The sequence below is a fragment of the Falsiroseomonas ponticola genome (genome assembly GCF_016805305.1).
Classification (GTDB): domain Bacteria; phylum Pseudomonadota; class Alphaproteobacteria; order Acetobacterales; family Acetobacteraceae; genus Falsiroseomonas; species Falsiroseomonas ponticola.
On the sequence record NZ_JAERQN010000009.1, the window covers coordinates 124,584 to 141,810 of the forward strand.

General features: G+C 72.9%; 15 protein-coding genes. 6 read left to right on the forward strand and 9 right to left on the reverse strand.

Going from position 1 to position 17,227, the window contains the following annotated elements:
• Positions 1-3: 3 nt before the first annotated feature.
• The 5 genes from JJI54_RS23105 to JJI54_RS23125 form a co-directional block, all read right to left on the reverse strand.
• Positions 4-1,629: an ABC transporter substrate-binding protein gene (locus JJI54_RS23105; RefSeq protein WP_203075598.1), complete on the reverse strand. Its 1,626-nt coding sequence runs from the start codon at positions 1,627-1,629 to the stop codon at positions 4-6.
• 6 nt (positions 1,630-1,635) lie between these two features.
• Positions 1,636-3,204 (reverse strand): phosphoric/sulfuric ester hydrolase PehA, encoded by a 1,569-nt coding sequence (gene pehA / locus JJI54_RS23110; RefSeq protein ID WP_203075601.1) that lies wholly within the window; start codon positions 3,202-3,204, stop codon positions 1,636-1,638.
• A gap of 228 nt (positions 3,205-3,432) precedes the next feature.
• Entirely contained in the window at positions 3,433-3,579 is a 147-nt protein-coding gene (locus JJI54_RS23115) for a hypothetical protein (RefSeq protein WP_203075604.1), read from the reverse strand.
• Between the two features lie 99 nt (positions 3,580-3,678).
• Entirely contained in the window at positions 3,679-5,202 is a 1,524-nt protein-coding gene (locus tag JJI54_RS23120) for a sensor histidine kinase (RefSeq protein WP_203075607.1), read from the reverse strand.
• A complete protein-coding gene (locus JJI54_RS23125) occupies positions 5,199-5,903 on the reverse strand; it encodes a response regulator transcription factor (protein WP_203075610.1) in 705 nt (234 codons plus the stop codon). Before JJI54_RS23125 ends, JJI54_RS23120 begins: the two co-directional genes overlap by 4 nt.
• Positions 5,904-6,036: 133 nt before the next feature.
• Between JJI54_RS23125 and creD the strand changes: the two genes are divergently transcribed.
• Entirely contained in the window at positions 6,037-7,320 is a 1,284-nt protein-coding gene (creD, locus tag JJI54_RS23130) for a cell envelope integrity protein CreD (RefSeq protein WP_203075613.1), read from the forward strand.
• Positions 7,321-7,367: 47 nt separating this feature from the next.
• Here creD and JJI54_RS23135 read toward each other — a convergent pair whose 3' ends face one another.
• The 4 genes from JJI54_RS23135 to JJI54_RS33015 form a co-directional block, all read right to left on the reverse strand.
• Complete coding sequence (locus tag JJI54_RS23135; RefSeq protein ID WP_203075616.1) at positions 7,368-8,351, reverse strand: KpsF/GutQ family sugar-phosphate isomerase; 984 nt, start codon at positions 8,349-8,351, stop codon at positions 7,368-7,370.
• A complete protein-coding gene (locus JJI54_RS23140) occupies positions 8,348-9,088 on the reverse strand; it encodes a 3-deoxy-manno-octulosonate cytidylyltransferase (RefSeq protein WP_456305614.1) in 741 nt (246 codons plus the stop codon). Before JJI54_RS23140 ends, JJI54_RS23135 begins: the two co-directional genes overlap by 4 nt.
• Entirely contained in the window at positions 9,085-9,918 is an 834-nt protein-coding gene (gene kdsA / locus JJI54_RS23145) for a 3-deoxy-8-phosphooctulonate synthase (protein WP_203075621.1), read from the reverse strand. The genes JJI54_RS23140 and kdsA overlap by 4 nt, the downstream gene beginning before the upstream one ends.
• Positions 9,919-9,996: 78 nt before the next feature.
• Positions 9,997-11,727 carry an ATP-binding protein gene (locus tag JJI54_RS33015; RefSeq protein WP_203075624.1) on the reverse strand — a complete coding sequence of 577 codons (1,731 nt, stop codon included), beginning with the start codon at positions 11,725-11,727 and terminating at the stop codon, positions 9,997-9,999.
• Positions 11,728-11,838: 111 nt separating this feature from the next.
• On the opposite strand from JJI54_RS33015, the gene JJI54_RS23155 reads away from it, so the two are divergent.
• The 5 genes from JJI54_RS23155 (at position 11,839) to JJI54_RS23175 (ending at position 17,227) form a co-directional block, all read left to right on the forward strand.
• Positions 11,839-12,939, forward strand: coding sequence for a glycosyltransferase (locus tag JJI54_RS23155; protein WP_203075627.1), 1,101 nt, complete (start codon positions 11,839-11,841; stop codon positions 12,937-12,939).
• A complete protein-coding gene (locus tag JJI54_RS23160) occupies positions 12,936-14,393 on the forward strand; it encodes an ArnT family glycosyltransferase (protein ID WP_203075630.1) in 1,458 nt (485 codons plus the stop codon). The genes JJI54_RS23155 and JJI54_RS23160 overlap by 4 nt, the downstream gene beginning before the upstream one ends.
• Positions 14,394-14,469: 76 nt before the next feature.
• A complete protein-coding gene (msrP, locus tag JJI54_RS23165) occupies positions 14,470-15,483 on the forward strand; it encodes a protein-methionine-sulfoxide reductase catalytic subunit MsrP (RefSeq protein WP_203075633.1) in 1,014 nt (337 codons plus the stop codon).
• Between the two features lie 3 nt (positions 15,484-15,486).
• Complete coding sequence (locus tag JJI54_RS23170; protein WP_203075636.1) at positions 15,487-15,756, forward strand: hypothetical protein; 270 nt, start codon at positions 15,487-15,489, stop codon at positions 15,754-15,756.
• Complete coding sequence (locus tag JJI54_RS23175; RefSeq protein WP_318987560.1) at positions 15,749-17,227, forward strand: sigma-54-dependent transcriptional regulator; 1,479 nt, start codon at positions 15,749-15,751, stop codon at positions 17,225-17,227. The genes JJI54_RS23170 and JJI54_RS23175 overlap by 8 nt, the downstream gene beginning before the upstream one ends.

The window sequence follows — 17,227 nt, forward strand, 5'->3', positions numbered from 1 at the left end:
GCGTCAGGCCCCCCAATTTCCCTGGCGGAAATCCATGGCGAAGGCGGGGCTCGCCTTCCAGCGGATGTCGCGGCGCTTGGCGGTGAAGGTCGCGTTCTGGTGGATGACGGTGTAGGCGGGGTCCTCCCGCTCCGCGATCTCCAGCATGCGGCGGAAGGCCGCGCGCCGGCGGGCGCGATCCGTGCCCGTCTCCAGCTCCACCGACAGGCGGTTCAGTTCCTCGTTGGCGTATTCGCCGACCTGCTGCTGCTGGCCATTCGGCCCGTGCTGCGCGACGAGGGAGGAGACGGGGTCGTTGAAGGGCGCGCTGTTGGACCAGTCCCGCACCGCGCGCGTCGGCGTGCGTTCCAGGATCTGCGACCAGTTCTCCTTCATCTCGATCTGGACGTTCAGCCCGACGCTGCGCCACATCTCCACCAGCACCTGCGCGGTGGCGTTCTGGTTGGTGTAGTAGTTGTTCAGCAGGCGATAGGGGATCGGCTCGCCACGGTAGTTGGCCTCCCGCAGCAGGCGCCGCGCCTCCGCGGGGTCATACGCCGGCACGTCCCAGTCGGCATGGAACATCTGGTCGTAATAGGGCCATTGCAGCCCCTTCGGCACCACGGTGCGCCCGGCCCAGAGGCTGTCCACGATCGCCTTGCGATCCATCGAATGCGTGATCGCACGCCGCACGCGCGCATCGCGCAGCGCCGGGAAATTCTTGTCGAAGCAGATCAGGCGGTGGTTGAGGATCGTGCCGCCCTGCACCTCGAAGGCGCGGTTGCGCTCGATGCCCGGGATCTGGTCCGGCGGGATGTCGCAGGCGAAGTGGTAGTCGCCGGCCAGCAGGCCGTTGATGCGCGACGAGACTTCCGGCACCTCCACGAAGCGGATCTGCCGCAGCGGAGGGCGGCCGCCCCAGTATTCGTCATGCGCCACCAGCAGCAGCGACCGGTCGGCCTGGAAATCGGCGACGCGATAGGGACCGGTGGTGACGGGCTTGCGCGCCCATTCCAGCCAGGAGGGTGCCGCTTCGAAGGCGCGGCGGCTGACGATCTCGCTGCCATAGCGGGACAGGCGGCCTTCCAGCGTCACGTCCGGCGTCGCGTTGTGGAAGCGCACCGTCATCCGGTCCACCGCCTCCACCCGTTCCAGCGCCGGCCAGGCGCGGCGCGCCACGGCGGGCACTTCCGGCGGCAGCTCCTTGCCCGGGCGCGGGGCGGGCATCGTCTCCCCGATCGGGATGGTGCGGCCCTGCGCGGTGGCCAGCGTCTCCCCGAACATGCGCTCGCGGGAGAAGGAGAAGACGACGTCGTCGGCCGTCAGCTCATCGCCATTGTGGAAGCGCACGCCGGGGCGGAGCTTGAGTTCGATCACGCTGTCGGAGATGCGGCGCCATTCCGTGGCGAGACCGGGCACGGGCCCGAGCCCGCCCAGCCAGTCGCGCCCGATCAGCCCTTCCCAGATCGAGGAGAAGAAGATCCGCTCCCCGACATTCGACTGTTCGCGCAGCACTTCCAGCGTGTTGGAGTTGCTGATCTTCTGCACGGCGATGGTGATGGCGGGGCGCTGGTCCGCCTGCGCGATGGCGAAGCGCGGCAGGAGAAGCGCGGGGGAGGCAAGCAGCAGGCGGCGCGGGAACATCGGCATCGCTCCTTATTCGGCGGCTTCGCGGGTGATGGCGGCGGCGGGGGCGGGCTTCCGCTCCTCCAGCCCTTGCGGCGTGGCGCGGAAATGGGTCAGGGTGCGCTCGGCATGGCGCAGGCGCAGCGACAGCGCCTTCTGCGCGTAGTCGCGCACCAGGGCGGCGTAGTCGGGCTTCTCCGCGAGATTCTCGAACTGGTGCGGATCGCGCGCCAGGTCGAAGAACAGCGGCGGCAGCGCGGCGAAATGGACGTATTTGTAGCGATCATCCTGCACGACGCAGAGGCTGCTCTCATCCATCGAGAGGCCGAGCTCGCCCTCCGGCTTCGAGTAATGGACGTCACGGAAATCGTATTCGTAGTGCAGCACGTCCCGCCAATCCGCGGGCCTGTCGCCCGCGATGACGGGCAGCAGCGAACGGCCATCGACGCTGCGCGGCGCCTCGCCCCCCAGCCATTCGAGGATGGTCGGCATCACGTCCACGCTTTCCGTGTAGCTGGCGTCGATCTCGCCGGCGCGATGCGTGCCGCCCGCGCCCTTCACCACCAGCGGGATGCGGAAGCTCTCGTCGAAATAGCCGACCTTGCCGAGCAGCCAATGGTCGCCGAGCTGCTCGCCATGGTCGGAGGTGAAGATGATGGTGGTGTCGTCCCACTGCCCCGTCTGTTCGAGGTAGTCGAAGACCCGGCCGAGGCAGTCATCGATCTCCGTCATCAGCCCGGCATAGGTCGCGCGCATCTGCCGGATCGCGGCCTCATCGAGGCCCGTCGCGACGCCGCCGGCGCCATGGAAGAAGCTGCCCTGGCGGATGCCGCGGAGGTAGTGGCGCAGCATCGGATGCTGCGCGGCCTCCTCCTCCCACATCCCGCGCCGGACCGGCGCCGGCATGTCGGCGGGATCGTACATCGTGTTGTAGGGCGCGGGCGCGATGAAGGGCGGATGCGGGCGGTAGTAGCCGAGATGGAGGAACCAGGGCTTGTCGCCCTTGCCCTTGAGGTAGGTGAGCGCCTTTTCCGTGAAGAAGGTGCTGTCCGACAGCTCCGCCGGGATGCGGCAGGGGCGGTTGGTGGCGCCGGGCACGGCATCCTCGCCCTCCGGCAGCCAGATATCCTCCCGCTTCGGCGGCAGCGTGTAGCCCTGGTGGGCCAGCCAGCCGAAATACCCATCCATGTTCGGCTCGAAGGCGCCGACGCTGCGGAAGCCGTCCATCAGGTCGCCGAGCGTGGTGAAGCGCGGATCCTTGGGGCCGGATGTGCGCGGATCGGGCGTGGTGGTGGTGTAGCCGATCAGCGCGGGATCATAGCCCAGCAGCCGCAGCTGCTTGCCAAGGTTGGTGTGGCGCGCATCCAGCGGCACCGTGTTCTGCACGGCCCGGTGGTTCATCAGGTAGAGGCCCGTCAGCAGGCTGGCCCGCGCCGGCCCGCAGGGCACGGCGGTGGTGACATGGTTGCGGAAGGTCACGCCCTCGCGGCACAGCCGGTCCAGGTTCGGCGTGCGCAGGAACCCGGCGCCGAGATGCGGCACGAAATCCGCGCGCCACTGGTCCACGACGATGAGAAGCACGTTGCGCCGCTGCCGCATGGGGAACCGTCCTGTCCTGACGGCATCGGCATAGGCGCCGCGGGCGACCGTCGCGTGACAGATCGGCTGCGGCTGCGTGAAACCCGCCCGCGGGGCGGCGCCCGATCCACCGGGGCAAGGGTGCCATCAAGGCCGGGGCGCGCCCCCACGCGGCGGGACAGGGCGCGGCGGGCCAGTGGGGAAGGGGGGCGGGCCGGCTGCCGCCGCGCGATCGCCCCGCCGGTCCGGTCAGCCCTGTTCGGGCTCGCCCTCCGCGGCCTTGGCCTTCTGCTCGGCTTCCTTGGCGGCCTGCTTCTTCGCCAGCTTCTCCTGCGCCTTGGCTTCCTTGGCCTTCTCGCGCTGGGACCTCTCGAAATCGTAGTTCGGCTTGCGCATGGGCGGTCCTCCGGCTGGTGTGTCCGATCCTCTATGGGGTGCCGGCAGCGAAATGTCGCCTCAATTCCGGGCATGGCAGCCAATCCCTGGGGCAGCGGGTCAGGCGCCCGGCACCTCCAGCCGGAAGCGCGCCCCGCGCGCGGCGGGCACCAGCTCGATCCGCCCGCCCACCGCCGCCAGATGGCTGCGCGCGATGGCCAGGCCGAGTCCCGTGCCCCCGCTATCCCGCGCCGTGGTGAAGAAGCGCCCGAAGATCCGCCCCGCATTGGCCGGGGAGACGCCGCGCCCATCGTCGCTCACCTCGATCACCGCCATCCCGCCCTCCGCCCGCCAGGCGATGCGCCCGGTCGCGCCCGGCCCGGCATGGCGGGCGATGTTGTCGGCCAGGTTGCGGATCACCGTCGCCAGCCGTTCCGCGCCGATCGCCGCCCGCAGCGCCCCGCCTTCCAGCGCCACCGGCACCGGCATCGGCAGGGCCTGGATCACGGCGGCCACGTCGCAGGCCTCCTCGCCCCGCAGCAGCGGCGCCTCCGCCCGCGCCAGGTCGAGCAGCCCGCGCACCAGCCGGTCCAGCCGCGCCACATCCGATGCCGCCTGGCCCAGGAAGGTGGCGCGCTCCGCCTCCGTCATCGTCGCGGCGTGGTCGGCCAGCAATTCCAGCGCGCCGCGGATGGCGGCCAGCGGCGTCTTGAACTCATGGCTCATCTCGGCGGCGAAGGCGCCGATGTAGTCCGCGCGGTATTCCAGCGTGGCGGCCATGGCCTGGATGGCGGCCCACATCTCATCCGCCTCCCGCACCGCGCTGCGGCGGGTGCGGGGCAGCAGCGTGGCGCGCGCGCCGGCGGCGACCGCGCGGGCCTGGGCGGCCACGGCCTCGATCGGGCGGCTGACGGTATAGGCGATGACCAGCGCCAGCCCGCCGGCGGCCAGCAGCAGCGCCGCCGCCAGCCCCGCCATCTCCCACCGCTTGCCATACAGCGCCTGGTCGATGCTGGCGGGCGTGCGGGACAGCACCACCACGCCCGTCACCACCCCGCCCTCCGCCACCGGATGCGCCACGAAGACCCGGAAGGGCGCCGCCCGGCTGATGGAGGCCGATCCCACCCCCGGCTGCGGCGGCCGGTCCCGCAGCACGGCGGAAGGCTGCCCCGCCAGCGCCGCCGCCACCTCCGCCCGCCCGGCGAGGGAGAGCCCCATCTCCCCGCCGGAGGAGGCGACGACGATCCCCGCCCCATCCGTCACCCGCATCCCCGCCAGCGTGATGCGCTGCGCCGCCGCCAGCACCGGCATCAGCGAAGCCCCGGCCGCGATGGCGCGCGGATCGGCAGGGCGGTCCGGCGCCAGCGCATCCGGGGCCGGCGGCAGCACCGGATCCTTCGCCAGGTCCAGCACCGCCGCCCGGGGTTCCCAGCCCGGCCCCGGCGCGGGCGGCGCGCCGCCATGCCAGGCCGCCTGGTAGGCCGCGCCGATCACCGCGGCCTGCGCCACCAGCTCCGTCTCCGTCTGGCGGACCAGCGCGCTTTCATACAGCCGCAGCAGCCACAGCCCGCCCAGCGGCAGCGCCAGCAGCAGCAGGTTCGCCGCCAGCAGCACCGTGCGCAGCCGGGGCTTGCGCAGCCTCATCCGCCGCCGAACCGGTAGCCGAGCCCATGCACCGTCCCGATCGGCTCCGCCCCCAGCGCGGCGAATTTCGCGCGGATGTGGCGGATATGGCTGTCGATGGTGCGATCGCTGACCACGCGCCGGTCGGGATAGGCCACATCCATCAGCGCATCGCGGGTGAAGACGCGCCCGGGATGCGCCGCCAGGCAGCGCAGCAGCGCGAATTCCGTCACCGTCAGCGTGATCTCGGCCTCCCCCCAGAAGGCCTGGTGGCTGTCCGGCAGCAGGCGCAGCGCGCCCCGCGCCACCACGGGCGCCACCACGGGCGCCACCACGGGCGCCGGCGCGGCCGGCGCGGGCGCCGCCCGCCGCCGCAGCACCGCGCGCACCCGCGCCACCACCTCCCGCGGGCTGAAGGGCTTCGTGACGTAGTCGTCGCCCCCAAGCTCCAGGCCCAGGATCCGGTCCACCTCCTCGTCGCGGGAGGACAGGAAGATCACCGGCAGGTCGGAGGCGCGGCGCAGCCGGCGGCAGACCTCCGTCCCATCCATCTCCGGCATGGTCACGTCCAGCACCAGGATGTCCGGCGCCTCGCGCTCCACCGCCGCCAGCGCCGCCGCGCCATCCCCGGCCTCCGCCACCGCGAAGCCGTCCCGCTCCAGCGCGAAGCGCAGCACGCTGCGGATATGCGGGTCGTCATCCACGACCAGGACCTTCGGCATGCGCCCCCTGTCAGGCCGGCACGGCCCTGCACCGCATCTGCACCAAATCTCCGGCGTCCCTGCAAGCGCCCTCCGTCACCGCTGCACGGCCCGCCGCGATGCTCCGCGCCATCCCTGGAACGGAGGAGAACCCATGGAACCCGAACGCAAGGAAGCCGCGCCCAGGCCCGGCCTGCTGGATGGCCCGACGCCGAAGCTCATCGGCGTCGGCCTGGTGCTGCTGGCGATGCTGGTGCCCCACCTCATGATCGGCGGCGTGATCGAGGAACGGGAGGCGCGGCACCGGGAGGTGCAGGCCCAGATCGGCGCGAGCTGGGGCGGCCCCCAGCTGCTGGCCGCCCCCATCCTCGCCATCCCCTGGACGGCCGGGGAGGTCCGGCGTGGTCGCATATACTTGCAGCCGGAACGCCTGGATGCCGCCGTCGAACTCGCGCCCCAGACCCGCCGGCGCGGCCTCTACGAGGTGCCGGTCTTCACCGCGACGGCGCGGCTGGAAGGCCGCTTCAACCCGGCGGGCGTGGCGGTGCCGCAGGAACCCGGCGCGGTGCTGCACTGGGCGGAAGCCGTGGTGATCACCGGCAGCCAGGCCTTCCGCCTGGCCGGTGACGTGCCGTCGCTGCGGCTCGGGGAGGCGACGCTGCCCGGGGAGGAAGGCCTGCCGCGCTGGGATGACTGCATGCCCTCCCGCGGCGTGATCTGGCAGCCGCGGCTGGCGGCGGCGCCGGAAGGGCCGATCCCCTTCGCCGTCACGCTGCCGCTGCGCGGGTCCCAGCGCTTCGGCGTGCTGCCGGGGCCGCAGCGCCTCAACCTCACCATGGCCGCCGCCTGGCCGACGCCGAGCTTCATCGGCGACGACCTGCCCGAACAGTCCAGCGTGGAGGAATGGGGCTTCACCGCCGCCTGGTCCCAGACGGGGGAGGGTGCCGCCGCCCGCCGCACCCTCTGCGGCCGCCATGCCCCGGCGGCGGGGGTGGAGCTGCTGGAAGCCGTGCCGACTTACCGCATGGTCAACCGCGCCTCGAAATACGCCATGCTGTTCCTGGCGCTGTCCTTCGTGACCTACACGCTGTTCGAGCTGCTGGCGGGGCTTCGCATCCACATCGTGCAATACGCGATGCTCGGCTGCTCGGTGGTGATGTTTCCGCTGCTGCTGCTCGCCATCGGCGAACCGCTGGGCTTCGCGGCGGCCTATGCGGCATCGACGCTGCTGGTGATGGCGCAGGCGAGCCTCTTCACCGCGGCCGTCACGGGGCGGCGCGCGCTGGCCGGGGCCTTCGCCGGCGTGCTCGCGGCGCAGTTCGGCTTCCTCTACGTCGTGCTCAGCCTGGAAGCCTATGCGCTGCTGGTCGGCACGCTGGCGCTGTTCACCGTGCTGTCGGTGGTCATGGCGCTGACGCGCCGCGTCCGCTGGGGATAGCGCCAGACCCTGGCGAGGGGGTCGAGGGGGGGAGCGGCGCTCCCCCTTCAGACCACCCCGGCCCGCAGCAGGTCATGCAGGTGGATCACCCCCTTCGGGATGCCATCCACCACCACGAACATGCTGGTGATGCGCCGGTCGTTCATCTGCGCCACCAGGTCCGGCGCCATCGCATCCGGCGCGGCCACCACCGGATTGGCGGTCATCGTCTCCGCCACCGGGCGGTCCACGAAGCCCTTGCGGAAGGCGCGGCGCAAGTCGCCATCCGTCAGCACGCCGACCAGGCGGCCTTCCGCATCCACCACGCCGCCCGTGCCGAAGGGCCGCGACGTCATGGTGACGATGGCATCCGACAGCGTGGCGCCGATCGGCACCAGCGGCATGTCCGTGTGCATGAGGTCGGAAGCGCGGAGCAGCTGCGCGCCCAGCTTGCCGCCGGGGTGGAAGACGCGGAAATCCGCCGCCGAGAAGCCCCGCGCCTCCAGCAGCCCCATGGCGAAGGCATCGCCCACCGCCAGCTGCATGGTGGTGGAGGTCGTCGGCGCCAGCCCGTTCGGGCAGGCTTCCGGCATGCGCGGCAGGATCAGCGGATAGTCGGCCGCGGCGCCGAGCGGGCTGTCCGGCACCGAGGTGATGGCGATCAGCGTCACCCCGAAGCGATGCGCATAGCCGATGATGCTGGCCAGTTCCGGCGCCGCGCCGGACCAGGAGAGCGCCAGGATCACATCCTCCGGCCGGATCATGCCGAGGTCGCCATGGCTGGCTTCGGCCGGATGCACGAAGTGGGACGGCGTGCCGGTGGAAGCCAGCGTCGCCGCGATCTTGCGGCCGACATGGCCGGACTTGCCCATGCCCGTCACGACGCAATGCCCGGACTTGGACAGCATGAGGCGCACCGCCGCCATCAGCGTGTCGCCCAGCTTGCCGTCCAGCGCATCCCGCAGCGCCAGCAGGCCATCGGCCTCCAGCTGCGCGGTGCGGCGAAGGCTGCCCCTCAGCCGGTTGTCATCCGCCAGGTCGAGCGGGCTCATCCCATCCCCTTTCCATGCAGGTCGCGGGCGCGTTCCAGGTCGGCCGGCGTATCGACGCCGAGCGGCACGTCATCCACCGCCACCGCCTCGATCCGCATCCCCGCTTCCAGCGCGCGCAGCTGTTCCAGCTTCTCCCGCAATTCGAGGGGGGAGGGCGGCAGCGCCACGAAGCGTTCCAGCGCCGCGCGGCGCCAGGCATAGAGCCCGATATGGTGCCAGAGCGGCCCGTCGCCCCAGGGGGCGGTGGCGCGGGTGAAGTACAGGCAGCGGAAGCGGCCGGGCGCCGTCTGGCTGCCCACCATCTTCACCACCTGGCTCGCCGTCCGCTCCTCCTCCCGCTCGATATGCGCGACGAGGGTGCCGAGCGCGATATCCGGCTGGTCGATCGCGCCGAAGACGGCGCGGATCGCGGCCGGGGAGATCAGCGGCAGGTCGCCCTGCACGTTGACGATGACGTCGAAGCGCCCCTCCGGATCGATGGCCGTGATCGCCTCATGGATGCGGTCGGAGCCGGAGGGATGGTCGGCCCGCGTCATCTGCGCCCGGCCGCCGGCCGCGCGCACCACCGCCGCGATCTCCTCGCTATCCGTCGCGACCACGACCTCCCCGATCCCGGCGGCCATGGCGCGGCGCCAGACATGGACGATCATCGGCTCCCCCCCGATATCGGCCAGCGGCTTGCCCGGCAGGCGGCTGGCCTGCATCCGGGCGGGGATCATGACGATGGGCCGCATCAGGCGGCGAAGCCCTTCACCAGGCCGTCGATCGCCATCAGGCGCTGGATCAGCGCCTCGAACTTGTCGAGCGGCACCATGTTCGGCCCGTCGCTCGGCGCGTTGTCCGGGTCCTCATGCGTCTCGATGAACACGGCGGCGACGCCGACGGCGACGGCGGCGCGGGCCAGCGTCTCCACGAACTCCCGCTGGCCGCCGGAGGAGGTGCCCTGGCCGCCGGGCTGCTGCACGGAATGGGTGGCGTCGAACACCACCGGCAGGCCGGTGTCCCGCGCCATGATGGGCAGGGACCGCATGTCGCTGACCAGCGTGTTGTAGCCGAAGCTGGCGCCGCGTTCCGTCAGCAGCACGTTCGGGTTGCCGGCGCCCGTCACCTTGGCCGCGGCATTCTTCATGTCCCACGGCGCCAGGAACTGGCCCTTCTTGATGTTCACCACGCGCCCCGTCGCGGCGGCGGCCAGCAGCAGGTCCGTCTGCCGGCAGAGGAAGGCGGGAATCTGGATGACGTCCACCGCCTCCGCCACCGGCGCGCATTGCGCGGCCTCATGCACATCGGTCAGCGTCGGCAGGCCGAGCGTTTCCCGTATCTCGGCGAAGACCTCCAGCGCGGTCGCCATGCCGATGCCGCGCGCCGCCTTGGCGGAGGTGCGGTTCGCCTTGTCGTAGCTGGTCTTGTAGATCAGCCCGATGCCGAGCCGCCCGCAGATCTCCTTCAGGCGCGACGCGGTCTCCAGCGCATGGGCGCGGCTTTCCATCTGGCAGGGCCCGGCGATCAGGGCCAGGGGCAGATGGTTGCCGAGCGTGACGGAGCCGATCGCGACGGAGGCTGACACCGGGGAGGATCCTTGTCTGAACGCCGCGGGTCTTACAACACGCGGCCGTTGACGCCAAGCAAACCGGCCCCCCGCCGCTCAGCGCGCCGGCAGGATCAGGTGGATGGTGGTGCCCTTGCCGATGGCGCTCTCCGCCGCCAGCGCGCCCCCCGCGCCGCGCACGAAGGCCGCCACCATCGCCAGGCCGAGGCCCGTTCCCTGGCCCTCCGGCTTCGTCGTCATGAAGGGCTCGCCGAGCCGCGCGAGCGTCGCGGCTTCCATCCCCTGGCCCTCATCCGCCACGGAGATGCGCAGATACTCGCCCGCCGGCAGGTCCGGCGCATCCGCCTGGCGCGGCGGCACGGCGAAGGCCGCGACGGTGATGCGGATGGTGCCGCCATCGGGCATGGCGTCCCGCGCATTGGCGGCCAGGTTGATCAGCGCCGTCTCCAGCTCCGCCCGGTCCAGCCCCGGCGCGGCGGCCAGCGGGCCGGGCACGTCGCAGCGCACGCGGATGCCGGCGCCGAGCGTCGCGTCCAGCAGCTGCGCCAGTTCCCGCAGCGCGGCCGCCAGGTCCATGGGGCCCACCGCCGCGCTGCCCGCCCCGTTGCGGCGGGTGGTGTCCAGCATCCGGCGGGACAGCGCCGTCGCCCGTTCCGCGTGCCGGCCGAGGTGGCTGGCCACCTGGCGCACCCGGGCCGGGTTCTCCGCATGCTTGGCCAGCAGCACGGCGGCCGCCATGACGGATTGGGTGATGTTGCCGAAATCATGCGCCAGCCCGCCGGCCAGCAGCCCCATCGTCGCCTGCCGCTCCGCGGTGCGGGACCGCGCCTCCGCCGCCGCGCGGTCGCGCGCCGCGCGTTCCGCCCACCAGGTCACGGTGCCCAGCAGCAGCATCGCCGCCAGCGCGCCGATCACCGGCGCCAGCATCTGCCGCCGCCATTCCGCCTGGAGGGAGGAGAGCGAGAGCCCATAGGCGACGCCCGCATCATGGCCGGGGATGCGGCGCATGGCCGTCAGCCGGGGCTGGCCGTCGATCGGGCTCGGCCCCTGCAGCATGGCGCCGGGGCCGCGGCGCAGCTGGCGCAGCAGCGGGGCCGCGGCGGGGGGCAGGGCGGCGGCCTCGGGCTCCGCCGGTTCCGGCACGGCGGCCAGGACCGCGCCGTCCAGCCGGAACAGCGTCACCGCATCCCCCGGCGCTTCCAGGATCGAGCGGTAGAAGGCCTGGAAGTAGTGCGGCCACAGCGTCGCGACGACGACTCCGCCATCGCCCAGCCCATCCTCCCGCCGCCGCGACCGGGCCATGGGGAAGATCAGCACGCCGACCGACCGGCTGGTGACGACCTTGCCGATGGTCGGTGCCTCCCGCATCCCGCTGCCGGGCGGGTGGGCGGCGATGTAGTCGCGCCCCGCGACATCGATCGGCGGCGTCGGGAAGCTGGTGGTGCTGGACGCCGCGAAGCGGCCGGAGGGATCGACCAGCGTCACGCCCCCGGCGGAGGGCGTCACCGCATCCAGCGCCAGCAGGAAGTCGTGCAGGGACCGGCTGGCGCGGATCTCGTCCCACCCCATCCCCGTCACCCGGCTTTCGGAGGCGGCGATCGCGATCTCCTGCGCCTCGAAGGCGCGCAGGGCGTGTTCGCGCAGCATGTCGGCGGTGCGGCCGACCCGTTCCTCCGCCGCGTCCAGCGTCGCCTGCCAGGCCTGCATGCCCATGGTGGCCAGCCCCGCCAGCGGCAGCAGGACCGTGATGGCCCAGAGGACGCGCAGCGCCCGCGCCCCGGCCGGCCTGGCCCGCGACGCTGCCTTCATCCCCGGCGTCGCGCGCACGGCCAGCCTCTCATGCCCCCCACTCTGCCGCGCCGCCGGCCCGCTCGCCAAGCCCGCAGCGGGCGGGCGGCCAGCCTGTGCAGGCCGGGGGCCGCCTGCTAGACGCCGCGCGTGTCCACGCACCAGCCCCTCCGCCTCGCGGTCATCGTCCCGGTGTTCAACGAGGCCGCGAACGTCGCCCCGCTGGTCCAGCGCCTGGACGCCGCGCTGGCGGGCATCGCCTGGGAAGCCATCTTCGTCGATGACGACAGCCCCGATGGCACCGCCGCCGTGGTGCGCGGCATCGGGGCGCGGGATCCGCGCATCCGCTGCCTGCGCCGCATCGGCCGGCGCGGCCTCGCCTCCGCCTGCATGGAGGGCTTCCTCTCCACCGCCGCGCCCTTCGTCGCCGTCATCGACGGGGACCTCCAGCACGACGAATCCATCCTGCCGGCCCTGCTGGCGGCGGTGGAGGGCGGGGCCGACATCGCCATCGGCAGCCGCCATGTCGCGGGCGGCGCGGCGGAGGCCGGCTTCTCCGCCGCCCGCGGCGCGCTCTCCGACCTCGGCGCCACCATGGCCCGGCTGCTGCTGCCCACCCCGGTGGCGGACCCGATGAGCGGCTTCTTCCTGCTGCCCCGCGCCCTGGTGGAGGAAGTGGCCCCCCGCGTCGCCGGCCGGGGCTTCAAGATCCTGCTGGACATCCTGCTCTCCGCCCGCCGGAAGCTGGTGGTGGCGGAAATCCCCTACAGCTTCCGCAGCCGCCAGGCGGGCGAGAGCAAGCTGGACGCCACGGTCCTGCTGGAATTCGCCGCCCTGCTGCTGGACAAGGCCACGGGCGGCGTCGTGCCGCTGCGCTTCATCGCCTTCGCGATGGTGGGCGGCATCGGCGTGGTGGTGCACATGGCGGCGCTGTTCCTGCTGGTGCAGGCCGGCGGCTTCGGCTTCGGCGCCGCGCAATGGGGGGCGACGCTGGTGGCGATGACGGCGAACTTCGCCCTCAACAACCGCATCACCTACCGCGACGCCAGGCTGCGCGGCCCGGCGCTGTGGCGCGGGCTGCTGGTCTTCTACCTGGTCTGCGGCATCGGCGCCGCCGCCAATGTCGGCATCGCGGGGCTGCTGGTGCGGGATGGCGTGCTGGCCTGGGGCCTGGCCGGCGCGGCGGGGGCGCTGCTGACGGTGGTGTGGAACTACGCCGTCTCCTCCACCCTGGTGTGGCGCACCCGATGATCTGGCTGCTGCTCGCCGTCACGGCGCTGCGCCTGCTGGTCGCCGGCGCCACCCCGCTGGCGCCGGACGAGGCCTATTACTGGGTCTGGTCCCGCGTGCTGCAGCCCGGCTACCTGGACCATCCGCCCATGGTCGCCTTCTTCATCCGCGCCGGCACGCTGCTGGGCGGGGAGGGCGCCTTCGGCATCCGCCTGATGGGCCCGGTCGGCATCGCGGTCGCGACGGTGCTGCTGGCCCGCGCCGCCGATGCGCTGTTCCCGGACCGCCGGCTGGGCCTCTGGGCCGCGGCGCTGTTCAACGCCACGCTGCTGGTCGGCGTCGGCGGCATCCTGATGACGCCCGACCTGCCGCTGCTGGTCTTCTGGTGCGCGGCGATCTGGGCGCTGGCCCGGCTGCACGCCACGCAGGATGGCCGCTGGTGGCTGGCCTTCGGGCTGTTCTCCGGCCTCGCGCTCGTCTCCAAATACACGGCCGGGCTGCTCGGCATCGGCGTCGTCGCCTGGCTGCTCGCCTGCCGCGGCGCCTGGCACTGGTGGCGGGACTGGCGGCTCTGGGCCGGCGGCGCGCTGGCGGGCGCGGTCTTCGCCCCGGTCATCCTGTGGAACGCCGCCCATGGCTGGGCCAGCTTCGTGAAGCAGGGCGGCCGCGCGGGGGTGGAGACCGGCGGCTTCACCCTGCGCTACCTGGGGGAGCTGCTGGCCGGCCAGGCGGGGCTCGCGACGCCGCTCGTCTTCCTGCTCTGCGTCACCGGCACGGCGATGGCCGTCATGGCCTGGGCGCGGCGGGGCGATGCGGCCGCGGCGCTGCTGGCGGCGATGGTGGTGCCGGGTGCCGCGCTGTTCACCTGGCAGGCCATGGGCAGCCGCGTGCAGGGCAACTGGCCCGCCATCCTCTACCCCGCCGCCTGCATCCTGGCCGCCGCCTTCATCACGCCGCGCCTGGCCCGCCTGCGCCGCCCCGCCGTCGCGCTCGGCGCCGTCCTGGCGCTGGCCGCCTATCTCCAGGCGGCGCTCGCGCCGCTCGCCCTGCCGCGCCGGCTCGACCCCACCCTCGCGCGCCTCGGCGGGTGGGACGACCTCGCCCTGGCGGTGGAGCAGGAGCGCGCCCGCCTCGGCGCCCGCTTCGTCGCGGCGGAGGAATACGGCCTCGCCGCCCAGCTCGCGCTCCGCCTGCCCGCCGATGTCCCGGTGGTGGCGCTGAACCCGCGCTGGGACCTTTTCGACCTGCCGCGCCCGCAGGCCCTCGGCCCCGCCGTAACCGGCCTGCTGGTGCAGAGCGAAAGACGGGACAGCGTGCCGGACTGGCCCGGGGCCGAGCCCGTGCGGCGCGCCGAAGGATCGATCATCCGGGCCCGGGGCGGCGTGGAGGCGGAGCGCTACCGCGCCTTCCGCGTCACCACCCGCGCGGACCTGCCCGCCGCCGCCGTGATGCCGCGTCCCCGCACGCAGGACTGAGGGGACGCGCCGCTTGACGGGACGCGGCGCGCCCCGATCCTCTACCCCGAGACGGCCCAACAAGGCGGAGGCGACCATGCTGATCAAGCGCAGGCGCGGCTGGGAGATTCCCGAAAGCCAGGCGACCCCGGAACACCTCGTCGCCAACCGGCGGTCGATCATCGCCGTGGGCGGCGTGGCGGCAGGCGCGGCCGCGGGCGCCGGCGCCATGCTGCTGCCCGGCGCCGCGCAGGCGCAGTTCTGGCGCCGGTCGGAACCCGCCGACCCCTGGGCGCGCAACCCGGCGGAGGTGCCGGACCTGCCGCCCGCCATGCGCAACACCCGCTACGCCGCCGGCCGCGCCATCTCCCCCGAACGGGATGCCGTCACCTTCAACAACTTCTACGAATTCGGCACCGACAAGGGCATCTGGTCCGTCGCCCGCGCCATGCCGACGCGGCCCTGGACCATCAAGGTCGATGGCCTGGTGGAGAAGCCCGGCGAGTTCGACGTGGACGACATCATCCGCCGCATCGGCATCGAGGAGCGCGTCTATCGCCTGCGCTGCGTGGAGGCCTGGGGCATGACCGTGCCCTGGTCCGGCTTCCCGCTCTCCTCCCTCCTCAGCCTCGTCACCCCGCTGGCCGGCGCGAAATACGTGCGGTTCGAGACGGCGACGATCCCCGCCGTCATGCCGGGCCTCCGCCAGTCCTGGTACCCCTGGCCGCATGTCGAGGGCTGCACGATCGAGGAGGCGGCGAATGAGCTGACCTTCATGCCCGTCGGCCTCTTCGGCAAGCCGCTGCCGGCGCAGAATGGCGGGCCCTTCCGCGTGGTCTTCCCGTGGAAGTACGGCTTCAAATCCGGCAAGTCGATCGCCCGCATCACGCTGACGGACCAGCGGCCGCGCAGCTTCTGGGAAACGCTGCAATCCAGCGAATACGGCTTCTGGGCCAATGTGAACCCGGAAGTGCCGCATCCCCGCTGGAGCCAGGCGACCGAACGCCTGATCGGCAGCAACGAACGCGTGCCGACGCGGCTCTACAACGGGTATGGCGAATTCGTCGCGTCCCTCTACACTGGGCTGCAGAACGAACGTCTCTGGGCCTGAGCCTTGCGATCCATCGGCCTCATCCTGCTCGCCGCCGCGGTGGCGCTGGCCTCGGGCTTCGGCCCGCTGGCGTCGCTCGATGGCGTGATGGTGCGGCTCTACCCGCCATCGCTGCGCATGCTGCAGGCCGCGGTGGATCACAACATCTCCCCGCGGCTGTGGGACCGCGTGGTGCTGCCGGTGCTGGGCTGGCCCGCCTGGGTCTTCCCCGCCGTCATCGGCGCGGCGATGCTCTACTGGGTGGGGCGCCAGGCCGAGAAGGGGCATGGCTGAGGCGGAGCCGCCGCGCGGCGCCGGGGATGCTGCCCCGCCGCGCGGCCTGGCCGATCCGCCCATGCCCCGCCAGCCCCAGCCCCGCGTGCTGCTGGTGGAGGACACGGCCTCCCTCGCCGCCGTCTATGGCGAATACCTCCGCGCCTCCGGCTTCGCCTCCCGCCACGCCCGCACGGCGGAGGAAGCCTTCCGCCTGGCGGCGCAGGAGAAGCCGGATTGCGTGCTGCTCGACCTGCGGCTGCCGGACAGCGATGGCCTGACCGTGCTGCGCGTGCTGCGGCGGGACAGCCCCGACCTGCCCGTGGTGGTGATGACGGCGCATGGCAGCGTGGCGACGGCGGTGGACGCCATGCGCGCCGGCGCCGCCGATTTCCTGGTGAAGCCCTTCGCCGCCGAACGCCTGGCCGTGACGCTGACCAACGCCGTGGAACGCGCGGCCCTGCGGCGGGAGGTGCGGGACCTGGCCGCCGCCCGCCCGCGCAGCCAGTTCCAGGGCTTCATCGGCGCCGCCCCCGCCATGCAGGCGGTCTATCGCATCCTGGAAACCGCCGCCGCGTCCCGCGCCACCGTCTTCATCACCGGGGAGAGCGGGACCGGCAAGGAACTGGCGGCGGAGGCGGTGCACAAGCTCTCCCCCCGCCGCGACGGCCCCTTCATCGCCATCAACTGCGCCGCCATCCCGAAGGACCTGATCGAGAGCGAGGTCTTCGGCCATGTCCGCGGCGCCTTCACCGGCGCGGTGGCGGACCGCCAGGGCGCCGCCGCCGCGGCCGATGGCGGCACGCTGTTCCTGGATGAGCTCTGCGAGATGGACCTCGGCCTGCAGGGCAAGCTGCTGCGCTTCATCCAGACCGGCACCTTCCAGCCCGTCGGCTCCACGCAGCTGCGCCGCACCGATGCGCGCTTCGTCTGCGCCACCAACCGCGACCCGCTGCTGGAGGTGCGGGAGGGCCGGTTCCGCGAGGATCTCTACTACCGCCTGCATGTCGTCCCCGTCTCCCTGCCGCCCTTGCGCGACCGCGGCGCGGATGTCGTGACGATCGCGGAGGCGATGCTGGCCCGCAGCGCGGCGGAGGAAGGCCGCGCCTTCCGCGGCCTGGCGGAGGATGCCAAGGCCGCGCTGCTGGCGCATCGCTGGCCCGGCAACGTCCGTGAGCTGGAGAACGCCGTCCGCACCGCCGTGGTGCTGCATGACGGCCAATGGGTGACGGCGGCGATGCTGCCGCAGACGCTGCGCGACGCGCCGGCGCGCCCGGCCGCGCCGCGGGATGCCGCGCCCCCGCCGCCCCGCGCCGCGATGCCGGAAGCCGACCGTCTGCGCCAGATCCGCCCCCTGGCCACGATCGAGCGGGAGGCGATCGAGCGCGCGGTCGAGATCTGCGAGGGCAACATCCCGAAGGCCGCCGCGCATCTCGGCATCAGCCCGAGCACGCTCTACCGCAAGCGCGCGGCGTGGGAGGCGGCGGGGTAG